Below are 11,762 nucleotides of genomic sequence, written 5' to 3'. Positions count from 1 at the left end.
TGAAACACAAAAAGTACCGGTATTTAGCCTCAAAGCTAAATACCGGTACAACGCGCCTTGAATCTTAACATATTAATAATAATGGTAGTATAATGATACATTAGAAAGAGTCTATAGGTAGGTAAGAGGGTCTAAGGGTGCAGCGGTATCTTTGGACCTGCTTCGGCATTCGGAGGAATGCGGGTCTTATTTATGTCTTATGCGGTATTGTATTGATATTTAGGGAGGAGTTTCAGCTTAAATTATGAAACGCGATTACTATGAAGTTCTGGGTGTTAGCAAATCTTCCAGCGTGGATGAAATTAAAAAAGCTTACAGGAAGATAGCCAAGGAAAACCATCCCGATGTCAAACCGGGAGATAAGCAAGCGGAAGAACGCTTTAAGGAAGCTACCGAGGCTTATGCGGTATTGAGCGATCCGGATAAGAAAGCAAAATATGACCAATATGGCCACGCCGGGGTGGACTTTAATGGACAGGGTTTTGGAGGATTTGGCGATTTCTCTGATTTTGCTGATTTCGGCCTTGGAGATGTCTTTGAAATGTTTTTCGGCGGTGGCATGGGCGGAGGCTCCAGAAGAAAAGGCCCGGCGAAAGGCGCCGATTTGAGATATGATCTGTCCATTACGCTGCATGAGGCTGCCTTTGGCATGAAGAAGCAGATTGAAGTTCCGGTCTCAGTATACTGTACCGAGTGCGGAGGAAGCGGCGCGGCTCCCGGCACGAATCCGACCACGTGTTCACAATGCGGCGGTACCGGGCAGATCAGGGCAACTCAGCGTACACCGTTCGGGCAGATCGCTACGACCAAGACTTGTGCTGCTTGTGGCGGAAAAGGGACAATGATCAGCTCTCCGTGCAGCAAATGCAATGGCAAAGGTAAAGTGAAAGAAGTTAAAAAGATTGAAGTCAATATCCCGGCAGGCACGGAGGATGGATTAAGTCTGCGTTACAGCGGTTATGGCGAAGCCGGAGAAAGAGGGGGACCGTCCGGAGACCTGTATGTTGTTTTGCTCGTTAAGAAGGATGAATTCTTCCAGAGAAACGGCAATGATATCTACGTTGAAATCCCGATCACTTTTGTTCAGGCCGCCCTGGGTGATGAAGTTGACGTGCCTACCCTTCATGGAGATGTCAAAATAAAGATACCCGAAGGAACCCAAACATCGAAAGTCTTCAGAGTCAAAGGAATGGGTGTTCCTTATCGGAGAGGCAGCGGGTGCGGTGACCAGCATGTCAGGGTGATCGTAGCAACGCCTACCAAACTTACGGAACGGCAGAAAGAGCTGCTCAGCGAATTTGGGAAAATAACAACCGAAGGCCAGCAACTTGGTAAAAAATCGCTTTGGGACAAGGTGAAGGATAATGTCCGGGATGCTATCAGTTGATCATATTTGACTTAGAAGATGTTTGATCGGTCAAAACGACCGAAGAAAAGGGAGTTAGCCATGAATTGGACTGAGATAGCGGTAACAGTATCATCTGAGGGAGAGGAGGCTGTTACTGATCTTTTTTATCGGATTGGCAGCAAGGGGGTAGTTGTCGAATCGCCTGAACTGATTAAAGGGTATGTTGAATCAGGGATCTGGGATTATCATATTTATGCGGATTTGGAAGTGACAGGAAAGTGTGTGGTCAAGGGTTATTTTCCGGAGGATGAAAGCTTAAGTCCCAGGATTACCTCCTTGCGGGAAGAACTTCTGCTCTTCAAGGAATTATTTCCGGCCTGGATGATAGAAACGAATTCCGTGATGGTGAAGGAAGAAGACTGGGAGAACGAATGGAAGCAATACTTTAAACCGGTCCGAATCGGCAAACGCTTCTTGATCAAACCGACTTGGGAACAGACAGATATGCAGGACCAGGTGGTCATCATTGAGATTGATCCTGGGATGGCTTTTGGGACGGGTACCCATCCGACAACCGCTCTCTGCCTGGAGGCGCTGGAAGACCATATTCAGGAAGGTCTGGACGTCTTTGATATTGGCACCGGCTCCGGGATCCTGGCTGTGGCGGCCGCCAAGCTCGGCGCAAACGTCCAGGCTGGCGACATTGACGGCCTGGCTGTGAGGATTGCGCGGCAAAATGCAGCGCTGAATCACATGGAAGATAAAATTAAGATTGAAACGGGAAACCTCGGTGAGGTCTTTACGGGGAAAGCTGATGTCGTCATCGCCAATATCATCGCGGATGTGATCATTGAACTCCTGCCGTCCTTGCCTCAGCTGATGAAACCGGAGGGTATCCTTCTTGCTTCCGGCATCATTGATACCCGGGAAGACGATGTTCTGGGAGAAATGAATGCGGCTGGCCTTCGCTGTGTCGGCAGGCTTGAAGATGCAGGCTGGGTACTGCTGAAAGCTGTGTTTGCTTGAGTGTATCAAGTGGCTTCTTTATTTTCTCGAGAGAAGGAATCCTATGCACCGTTTTAAAATCTCGTCCCGTGAAAAGGACACTTTTAACATAGCCGGAGAAGAATTTCATCACCTGACTCATGTGGTGCGGCTTGAATGCGGCGCTAAAGTCATGGGCTTTGATAATTCCGGTGGTCAGTGGCTCGGAGTTATTGAAGAACTAGACAGGGACTCAGCCTACTGCAGAATTGTTGAAGAGGGATTCCCTGACGTGGAAGCAAAGGCAAGGGTATACCTTGTCATGGGACTGGCCAAGGGAGAAAAGATGGAATGGGTCATCCAAAAAGGGACTGAGCTCGGAATGGCCGGACTTATCCCTTTAAGGACGAAACGGTCTGTCCTGCAACTGGAAGGAGTTAAAGCTCGGGACAGAGTGGTTCGCTGGCAAAGAATCGCGGCTGAGGCTGTGAAACAATCTCATCGGGTCATCGAACCGAAAATTATGGAAGTAACCGATTGGGTGAAGCTAAAGGGACTGCTGCCGGCAGAGACGCAATGGCTGATTCCTTATGAAGATGAAAAGACGCACTCCTTAAAGGAAGTGCTTCAGGGATATGAACCCAAATACCCGATCGCTGTGCTTATCGGGGCTGAAGGAGGCTTTGCGCTGGAAGAGGTGGCCTGGGCCGAGGAAAAACTTCAGGCTAAGAGTGTCTCTTTGGGACCGCGTATTCTACGGACAGAGACAGCTGCTCTGGCAGCTCTTGTGATGACTCTCGCTTACTTCGGTGATCTTGGATAGACGTGTCGTTATGGTTGAAGGTAAGTAAAACCGTTGCTTCAGAATTCAATATCTTTCAAAAAAGGAAAAGAAGCCAAGGTATGAATAACGAAGATAATCGAAAAATAACCGGGAGTAAGGAAAGTCTGAAAGGCTTGAAGGTGAGCTTTCTAACGCTTGGCTGCAAGGTCAACCAGACCGAAAGCGAAGCGCTTTCTCAGCTGCTGTCCGATGAAGGCTATAAGACCGTCCAGGAGGCTGATTCTGCCGACGTGATCATTATTAATACCTGTACCGTAACTGGTACAGGGAGCATGAAATCCCGCAAGCTCATCCGCAAGATGGTCAAGGATCATCCGAGGGCAATCATCGCTGTCATGGGCTGCTATGCCCAGCTAAGTCCTGATGAGGTTGCAGGGATCGATGGAGTTGGTCTGATCATGGGAACTCAGGACCGGAGTTCCCTGCTTCAGTTTTTACGCGATATCCAGGGCGAACGTGCTGCCGGTGCTTCGACAAAGCGGCCGGTTGAATCTTTAAAACCTCTCCGAAAGGTCAAAAGCTTTGAGGAAAGCATAAAATATGAGGAGCTTCCGCTGATCAAAAATGAGAGCCGGACACGGGCCATGCTGAAGGTTCAGGATGGCTGCAGCCAGTTTTGTACATACTGCATCGTACCTTATACCAGGGGGCCGTCACGCAGCCGTGATCCTGAAAACGTCTACCTGGAGGCCCGGGAACTTCTGAGAGCAGGATACAAGGAAATTGTACTGACCGGTATTCATATCGGCGCCTATGGCAGGGACTTTGCCGATAAAAATATGAATCTGGGAGTTCTGGTCAGTGAACTGGTGAAGCTTCCGGGGATGAAGAGACTCCGGCTTGGTTCGATTGAACCGATGGAGTTTTCGCTGGAATTGTTGGAAATCATTGCTGTCAATGTGGAAGTATGTCCCCATTTCCATATTCCGCTTCAGAGCGGTTCTGACAAGATCCTGAAAAAAATGAACAGGCCCTATACGACAGAGGATTATGCTGCTTTGCTGAAGCAGATAAGGGCCAGAGTTCCAGATGCGGCAATCGCTTCCGATATTATGGTCGGCTTTCCTGGAGAAACAGATCAGGATTATCAGGACAGCCTGCGTTTTATTGAGAGCTGCGAATTTTCCGGTATTCATGTTTTCCCTTATTCCCGGAGACCCGGTACGCCCGCGGCGGATATGCCGGAGCAGATACCCAACCCAATTAAAACAACCAGGGTTAGGGAATTGATTCAGTCTGGTCAAAAGAGCCGCAGAAAATATGAGGAAAAGTTTATCGGAAAATCACTTGAAGTACTCTTGGAGAATGTAGATCAAGACGGAAGAGCCCGCGGACATACCCGAAATTATCTGGAACTTAGAGTTCCGTCCAGCCTGGCCGAGAACGATCTGATTACATGCACTGTCCGCGAGGAGCATTTGGTTTCAGCCCCAGAAAATGCTGCTTGCCAAGAAATTAATGAAGCTGAATAAAGCAGAATTTGTCAAATGGTGTTTAATCTTCTAACATTTTATAATATAATAATTAACAAATAATCCTCAAAGTACAAGGAGCCACAATGAATAAGATCAGGAATTGGAAGAAGCCCCTTATTATTGTTTTAATCGTAGTTATTGCGCTGGGTGTATTATTATTAAAAGCACCATTGTACGCACAAGTACGAAGCTATGCGGTGATGTGGGCTTACACCAAATATGAAAATTCCAAGAGCCTGATGGATAAACAGCATGTCTCCGTTCAGATCCCGGGTGGTTCCAGTACGGAAGAAAAAGACTGGTATCCGTTTGTCATGGTATTTAATGATCATGAAGGTTTTTCGCAATACACCGGAAGAGATCTTTCCCTGTCGATACTCTATAATTTCGGCGCGTTCAGCTGGAATTACGGTTCATCCACGCTTTACAAGGATGACTCACCTTATTATGCGAGTTTTTATGGAGGATATCTGATCAAGAACAACTCCGGGCAAAGCAAGTATGGTTTTTCGGCGGATGGGAAGCTGAATAGCAACGAAATAATGGCTGTAGCGAAATATGATTATCAGAAGCTGGTCCTGGACGGCCTGGGATGCCCTGCCGAGCAGCAGAAAATGAATGTTCTTTCTTCCGAGGTCAAGAGCGGAGTCACGTATGCGGGTTATGAGGGCTGGGAACAAATGGATGCAATCATCCTAGTTAACAGTCCGGCGCACAAATATAAAGGCAGCCGGCGGGCTTACATTCAGTACGGTAATCCGCTCAAAAAAACCAGCCTGGAGGATTTCCCGCTGATTGCATCCCGAACAAGAATTTATGCAAGATATTTCGAGGAGTTTGACAGTACAGTCTTTTTGTATATCTTTACTCCTTTTGCAGATACGCTCGAGCAATGTGACCAGAATATTCTCAGCAAGACAGTGATTGCGAAAAGCGAATAACCCGGCAGCAAAGGCCGCTAAGATAAAAAATTGGAGGTTCGGCCCATGGACAATTGCATTTTTTGCAAAATCGTGAACAAGGAAATTCCTTCAGCGATTGTCTTTGAAAATGAAGATATCCTGTGCTTTAAGGATATTAATCCCGTGGCGCCTGTTCACATTCTGGTTATTCCGAAAAAGCACCTAACCAGTCTGAATGATCTGACAGAAGATGACATGGCTGTGACCGGCAGGATTTTTGTCCTGATCAGGCAGCTCGCAGCAGAATTCGGGGTTGCCGAATCAGGCTACAGAGTCGTTGTGAACTGCGGACCTGATGGAGGTCAGGAGGTTGGACATCTGCACTATCATCTGATCGGCGGCAAGCCGCTGGGCAAGAAAATCGGCTAAACATCTTTCGGGAAAACCGTCAGATTAGGACTGAGTTGTGTCTTGATGTGCCAAATAAGCAGGCTCCTTCCAGCTTGACGTGTCCATATTCATCCTTTATAATTATTTCGTATCAGTTGACCAGTGGAGGGAGGGATAAAAAAATGAGTGAAGTCAGAGTCGGTAAAAATGAATCCCTGGATTCCGCACTCCGCCGGTTCAAGCGAAACTGTCAACGTTCTGGGGTATTATCGGAAGCTCGCAAACACGAGCATTACGAGAAGCCAAGCGTTAAGAGAAAAAAGAAATCTGAGGCTGCGCGGAAACGTAAATTCAAATAAGGGAGTTGGCTCCAATTGTCCCTGAAGGATCGTCTGGTTGAGGATATGAAGACAGCTATGAAGGCCAAAGAGGAGGGGAAGGTCAGACTTTCTGTTATCCGAATGGTACGGGCTGCCATCAAAAACGCTGAGATAGACAAGAAAATGGAGTTTAACGATGATAATCAGGTTATCGAGGTTCTTGCCCGCGAGTTAAAAATGCGGCGGGATGCGATGGAACAGTTTGCTAATGCGAACAGGCCCGACAAAGTTCAGGAACTTGAAGAGGAAGTCGACGTCCTGATGGAATACTTACCTCAGCAGCTCACTGAAGGGGAAATCCGCGAAATAGCTAAGGAAATCATCGCTGAAACCGGTGCCCAAGGTCCCAAAGATTTGGGAAAAGTCATGGGAATTATTACGCCGAAGACAAAAGGAAGAGCCGAAGGGAAGCTTGTGAATCAAGTCGTGAGAGAACTCTTGGGTTCCTAAAAATGAGTAATGAAAAACTGCCGCTAATAAGCGGCAGTTTTTTTAATGGTAAACTTACGGTTTACGCCATGTACCTGAATGGCTCTTCGGCTGTTGCGCATTCAATCTGTTCTTTCGTTTCCCTCTGTTCTCCGCTGATCTCCTGGTCTCCAGCTAACTGCTTGGACTATTCTCTGCTCCTGATGCATAGACATGCTATGAAGGGAGTGGTAAGCGTGCTGAAAAGGCTTCAAAAACATGCCGGTGAGATCCTGGAATTTCCGACGGATGTCCTGGATAACGGACCTAAAATAACCATTATTGGACGCAGTGAGATCATCATAGAATATTTTGATGAAGTGGTCGGATTTTCGGATCAGGAAATTACTTTGCGGACTTCCGAGGGCAAACTCTGCCTTAACGGAGATAAATTCATCCTTACCGCTGTACAGGATCATGAGATTAGTATCCGCGGCCGGTTAACCGGACTAAGCTTTGGGGAGGGCTGAAGGTGTTCGGAAAATTTGGCAGATACCTGCACGGAAGGGTAACCATTCAAGCGCAGGGCAAGAACTTAGCTGGATTTATCAATGAGGCGCTTAAAGACAGGATTGAATTCTATAATGGGAAAAAACTGCCGGACAGCTTTTTAGCCGAAATCAATGCTGCAGATTTCAAGCGTTTGCGCAAGGCAGCCAAAAAAGCAGGAATCAAAATCAAGATCCGAAACAGATATGGGTTCCCGTTTGTAGCGCTGCGCTGGCAAAAACGCAAGGGTCTGATTTTTGGTGTTTTTATCATCATTGCAGCACTCACGGTTCTTTCTCAGTATGTGTTTTCCATTAGTGTAGAAGGAAACAGTAGGGTGTCAGCGGATCAGATTATTGCTGAAGCAGGAAAAGCCGGCTTAAATAAATGGGTGCTGAAAAATTCCCTTGACCTTGATCGGATGAGTAAACAAGTTCAGGAGAGCATGCCTGACCTGGTCTGGGTGACGATGGAAGAGCGCGGAACAAATATCAAAATCAGAGTTGTCGAAAAAACCCTGCCGCAAAACGTTTTATTCCAGGGAGATCTCTTGGCAGCCAAAACAGGCTATGTGGAAGATGTGATCGTCATTCAGGGGCAGGCGCTGATTGCTGAAGGACAGCTGGTTACCGCCGGACAGGTTCTGATCAAGGCTTCGGGAGGAATGACGGAATACAGTTTTGATGTATCTGGACAGAACAGAGCCAAACAAAACGCGACGGATGCTCCGGCGGCCAAAGGCTTTATCAGGGCAAGGGTCTGGTACAGCGCAGACAAGATTGTTTCCCTGGAAGAAGATAGGATTGAAAAGACAGAAAATATGACCAATGGGTGGGGAATAAAAATAAATAACCGTGTAATAATGATAACAAATCAGGATAGCCCCTATTCCGATTCGATCCAAGAAACCTGCACATATGCATTGCCCAGTTGGAGGAATTGGCGTTTTCCTGTCGAATTGTTAAAGGTACATTATGAAGAAACCCAAAAAGTACATGTAAGCCGTACAGCAGCAGAAGGAAGGAAGCTTGCAGAGACTCTAGCCAGGGAGGAATTGAAACAAAAACTGCCTTCAGGGGTCAAAGTACTGCAGAATAAGGTTCGGATTCTTTCTTCTAAAAAAGGAACAGAACATGTCAGGGTTGAAGTTGAGACCTTTGAAGATATCGCGGTATATAAAAAATAAGCAAATATCCTTGTATTTGGAGGAACTCACATTTGCGTAATGAATCGAAACTAAATCTGAAAGATAAAGAAGAAGCATTAAACCTGTTTGGCCTTGAGGACGTCAACTTAAGATTTCTGGAAGAGCGTCTCGGCTGTCAGATTGTTTTTCGCAGTGAAGAGATGACGATTTCAGGTGAAGAACAACAGGTCAAGCTTGCCGAAGCAGTTCTCAAACAGCTTCTGGACTTAATTAGGAAAGGCAATACACTGACCCTGGCAGACGTAACCTACGTTGTTTCCCAGGTGGAAGAGGGCAGCGTGAAGGATATGGCTCAAAACCTCACCCATATCATAGCGACGACACAAAGGGGCCGTCCGATCAAACCCAAGACGCTTGGACAGGCCAAGTATGTTAAGGCCATTGCTAAGGATTCACTTGTCTTTGGCATCGGACCCGCCGGGACAGGAAAGACCTATCTGGCGGTGGTCATGGCGGTCAAGGCGCTGAGGGCCAAAGAAGTGAACAGGATTGTTCTCACCCGGCCTGCGGTGGAAGCCGGAGAAAAACTTGGTTTTTTGCCCGGGGATTTGCAGGAGAAGGTCAATCCGTACCTCAGACCGCTCTATGATGCGCTCTATGATCTTCTAGGACCGGAAACGACCGCACGGTATATTGAGAAAGGCACGATTGAGATTGCTCCATTGGCCTATATGCGGGGGCGTACGCTAGACGATTCATTTATTATTCTCGATGAGGCCCAAAATACATCCCCGGAGCAAATGAAAATGTTTCTGACCAGGCTCGGATTTGCCTCCAAAGCAGTGGTTACCGGCGACATCACCCAGGTTGACCTTCCCCGCGGCAATTATTCAGGGCTGATTGAAGTACAACATATCCTGAAAGGTATCGGAGACATTTCCTTCCATTACTTTACTTTGGACGATATTGTACGCAACCCGCTTGTACAAAGCATTATTCACGCTTACGATGCGCAAGATAAAAAAGAGGACAAGCAGTCCGGTAAGGATTGATGGGACTTGAATAAAAAATTGAAAACAATGCTTTTGCCTAAAAAGACCAAGAATGCTATGACAAAATACCAGATAGCATTATTTGTGCTGTTCTTTATTCTCTTAACCGCGATATTGGCCTCGGATCTTTTTCAGTCCAAATTAAATATTGAATCCGGTGAGCCCAGTCCGGAATTGATCACGGCACCTTATGAAAAGAAAGTGACAGATCTCGCCAAGTTCCAGGAAGAACAGGAAGCAGCGGCAAATGCAGTCGGACCTGTTTATATGGCTGATGACGATCAAATTTCCAACTTGTCAAAAGATTTGGATCGGACATTTGAGATTCTAGCGGATCAAAAAGATTCTAAGGACAGTCTTACAGAAAAAATGGACGAGCTCCGCAAGAAAGTCCCTTATAGCAGATTATCGAACAGCACGCTTGAAGCGCTGCTGAATTTGTCTGATCAGGAGATTGTATCTGCCTCCGGAACTAGTTCAGTTGTCATCCTTGGGATAGCAAGCGATGCCGAGACCGGAGCGAGATCTCAGGCAGAAGTATCACTTTCACAGGACCGAATGAGTGAACAGATCAATCAATCCAATGTAACTGAACCTGTAAAAGAACTTATAAATGAATTTATTGAACAGTGTGTGATCAAACCGACACTGACCATCGATGAAGAAGCGACAAAAAAAATGCAGGATATTGCCATTTCTAAGGTTAAACCATCCATCCGGACCTATCGAGAAAATGAAAAAATTATAGGACCGGGGGAAATTGTTGATGATCAGATTTATCAAGCCCTGCAGGCGTACGGATTGATCAAAGTAGAATCTCCGTGGAAGCCGGCTTCCGGAATTGCAATAATTGTCCTGGTTTCGATGATCATTTTGATCTTATTTGCCTACCAGTTCAGCCCCGACACGTTTACCCACTGGCAAAGGATGGTGCTGATCGGACTTCTGATGATTGTTGCGCTGGCTATGGGTAAAGCCTTTATGGCGATCAGTCTTGGGGACAATGATTTAAACACTTTGACGGCTATCCTGATACCTGCAGCCTGGGTTACGATGACGGTTACACTCCTGCTTGGCGTTAAGATCGCAGTTCTGGTAGGCGTCATTCTGGCTATTTTCACCGGGATGATGGCAGATCCAGGGAACATGGGAGCAGCAGGTTCGCTGGCAGCCTTATTTTCTTTGCTTAGCGGCATTGTCGGCATACAGGGTGTTGCTAAACTGGACCGCCGTTCTGAACTGGCCAGGGCAGGATTGTTTGTGGCTTTGGTAAATATTGCCCTTGTAAGCGGTGTTGCCTTAATCCTTCAGATTAGTCCAACCGATTGGCTGATTGGATGCATGCTGAGCGTTGCCAATGGGTTTCTGTCGTCTGTTCTTACCATGGGTGTTTTGCCTTGGCTGGAACAGGGCTTTAACATTACATCAGCTGTAAGGCTGCTGGAATTATCTAACCCGAATGCGCCGCTGTTGAAAAGCTTATTGATCGAAGCGCCAGGGACCTACCATCACAGCGTCCTAGTTGGGAATCTGGCTGAAACTGCCGCTGAGGAAATTAAAGCTGACCCTGTGCTGGTCAGAGTCGGTGCGCTCTATCATGATATCGGCAAGCTGAAAAGACCGTACTTCTTTATAGAAAACCAGTTTTCCAAGGATAATCCCCACGAAAAGATTGCCCCGACGCTTAGTTCCCTAATTATTATTTCCCATATCAAAGACGGACTAGAAATGGCCAAAGAGCATAAGCTTCCATCCAATATTCAGGATATTATTGCGCAGCACCACGGGGACAGTACGGCATCGTTCTTTTACCATAAAGCACTCGAAGAGAATCCGGATGCTCCGGAAGAAGCTTTCAGATATGACGGGCAGCGTCCCCAGTCTAAAGAGGCGGCGCTGGTTCTTCTGGCGGATAATGTTGAAGCAGCCGTCCGTTCCCAGAAGGACAGTTCGCCGGGAAAAATTGAAGGATTGGTGCGTAAGATTATCAAGGAGAAATTTGATGAGGGCCTGCTTGACCAATGTGACTTAACCTTTAAGGATTTGGATAAGATATCTATAGCTTTTGTTAAGGTTCTAAGCGGAATATTCCATTCCAGAATCGAATACCCTGAATTGCCGTCGGCCAAGACCAAATTGGCAGAGGAAGCAGACACTGGTCAGAAACAGGAGGAATCGAAACCGCAAAAAGAGGATGAGTCTTCGGCTAAGCAGGAAAGCGAACCTGATTCGCTTTCGTAAAAAATAATTCTCACGGATAGGGGGGAGAAAAAGACTTGCTCT

12 protein-coding genes are annotated in these 11,762 nt (G+C 46.8%); all 12 read left to right on the top strand.

Annotated elements, in window-relative coordinates; all coding sequences use genetic code 11:
* The first annotated feature begins 244 nt into the window (after positions 1 to 244).
* The 12 genes from dnaJ to C1I38_RS04905 all read left to right on the top strand — a co-directional run bounded on the left by dnaJ (position 245) and on the right by C1I38_RS04905 (position 11,720).
* On the top strand, positions 245 to 1,387 hold the full coding sequence (gene dnaJ / locus C1I38_RS04960; protein WP_119776026.1) for a molecular chaperone DnaJ: 1,143 nt from the start codon (positions 245 to 247) through the stop codon (positions 1,385 to 1,387).
* 60 nt (positions 1,388 to 1,447) lie between these two features.
* Positions 1,448 to 2,374, top strand: a complete 927-nt coding sequence (prmA, locus tag C1I38_RS04955) for a 50S ribosomal protein L11 methyltransferase (protein WP_119776027.1) — start codon at positions 1,448 to 1,450, stop codon at positions 2,372 to 2,374.
* A gap of 43 nt (positions 2,375 to 2,417) precedes the next feature.
* Entirely contained in the window at positions 2,418 to 3,155 is a 738-nt protein-coding gene (locus tag C1I38_RS04950) for an RsmE family RNA methyltransferase (RefSeq protein ID WP_119776029.1), read from the top strand.
* 80 nt (positions 3,156 to 3,235) lie between these two features.
* Positions 3,236 to 4,648, top strand: coding sequence for a tRNA (N(6)-L-threonylcarbamoyladenosine(37)-C(2))-methylthiotransferase MtaB (gene mtaB / locus C1I38_RS04945; RefSeq protein WP_119776317.1), 1,413 nt, complete (start codon positions 3,236 to 3,238; stop codon positions 4,646 to 4,648).
* Positions 4,649 to 4,734: 86 nt separating this feature from the next.
* Entirely contained in the window at positions 4,735 to 5,592 is an 858-nt protein-coding gene (locus C1I38_RS04940) for a hypothetical protein (protein WP_119776030.1), read from the top strand.
* 45 nt (positions 5,593 to 5,637) lie between these two features.
* Positions 5,638 to 5,982, top strand: a complete 345-nt coding sequence (locus C1I38_RS04935; protein ID WP_020491490.1) for a histidine triad nucleotide-binding protein — start codon at positions 5,638 to 5,640, stop codon at positions 5,980 to 5,982.
* Between the two features lie 143 nt (positions 5,983 to 6,125).
* On the top strand, positions 6,126 to 6,302 hold the full coding sequence (gene rpsU, locus C1I38_RS04930) for a 30S ribosomal protein S21 (RefSeq protein ID WP_015044591.1): 177 nt from the start codon (positions 6,126 to 6,128) through the stop codon (positions 6,300 to 6,302).
* 15 nt (positions 6,303 to 6,317) lie between these two features.
* Positions 6,318 to 6,773 carry a GatB/YqeY domain-containing protein gene (locus tag C1I38_RS04925; protein ID WP_119776032.1) on the top strand — a complete coding sequence of 152 codons (456 nt, stop codon included), beginning with the start codon at positions 6,318 to 6,320 and terminating at the stop codon, positions 6,771 to 6,773.
* 2 nt (positions 6,774 to 6,775) lie between these two features.
* Entirely contained in the window at positions 6,776 to 7,261 is a 486-nt protein-coding gene (locus C1I38_RS14255) for a YabP/YqfC family sporulation protein (protein WP_243103714.1), read from the top strand.
* Positions 7,262 to 7,263: 2 nt separating this feature from the next.
* Positions 7,264 to 8,466 (top strand): sporulation protein YqfD, encoded by a 1,203-nt coding sequence (gene yqfD, locus C1I38_RS04915; protein ID WP_119776034.1) that lies wholly within the window; start codon positions 7,264 to 7,266, stop codon positions 8,464 to 8,466.
* A 32-nt stretch (positions 8,467 to 8,498) separates the two neighbouring features.
* A complete protein-coding gene (locus C1I38_RS04910; RefSeq protein WP_020491493.1) occupies positions 8,499 to 9,479 on the top strand; it encodes a PhoH family protein in 981 nt (326 codons plus the stop codon).
* A gap of 6 nt (positions 9,480 to 9,485) precedes the next feature.
* Positions 9,486 to 11,720 carry an HDIG domain-containing metalloprotein gene (locus C1I38_RS04905; protein WP_243109292.1) on the top strand — a complete coding sequence of 745 codons (2,235 nt, stop codon included), beginning with the start codon at positions 9,486 to 9,488 and terminating at the stop codon, positions 11,718 to 11,720.
* Positions 11,721 to 11,762: the final 42 nt, after the last annotated feature.

This window comes from Dehalobacter sp. 12DCB1 (assembly GCF_004343605.1).
Taxonomy (GTDB): domain Bacteria; phylum Bacillota; class Desulfitobacteriia; order Desulfitobacteriales; family Syntrophobotulaceae; genus Dehalobacter.
The sequence above is the reverse complement of the archived record's forward strand: the minus strand, read 5'-3'. Positions and strand labels throughout refer to the sequence as shown.

Bases quoted from the DNA above. Each gene is read 5' to 3' on its own strand.
- dnaJ (WP_119776026.1), top strand. From the start codon at position 245: ATGAAACGCGATTACTATGAAGTTCTGGGTGTTAGCAAATCTTCCAGC.
- prmA (WP_119776027.1), top strand. From the start codon at position 1,448: ATGAATTGGACTGAGATAGCGGTAACAGTATCATCTGAGGGAGAGGAG.
- C1I38_RS04950 (WP_119776029.1), top strand. From the start codon at position 2,418: ATGCACCGTTTTAAAATCTCGTCCCGTGAAAAGGACACTTTTAACATA.
- mtaB (WP_119776317.1), top strand. From the start codon at position 3,236: ATGAATAACGAAGATAATCGAAAAATAACCGGGAGTAAGGAAAGTCTG.
- C1I38_RS04940 (WP_119776030.1), top strand. From the start codon at position 4,735: ATGAATAAGATCAGGAATTGGAAGAAGCCCCTTATTATTGTTTTAATC.
- C1I38_RS04935 (WP_020491490.1), top strand. From the start codon at position 5,638: ATGGACAATTGCATTTTTTGCAAAATCGTGAACAAGGAAATTCCTTCA.
- rpsU (WP_015044591.1), top strand. From the start codon at position 6,126: ATGAGTGAAGTCAGAGTCGGTAAAAATGAATCCCTGGATTCCGCACTC.
- C1I38_RS14255 (WP_243103714.1), top strand. From the start codon at position 6,776: ATGAGTAATGAAAAACTGCCGCTAATAAGCGGCAGTTTTTTTAATGGT.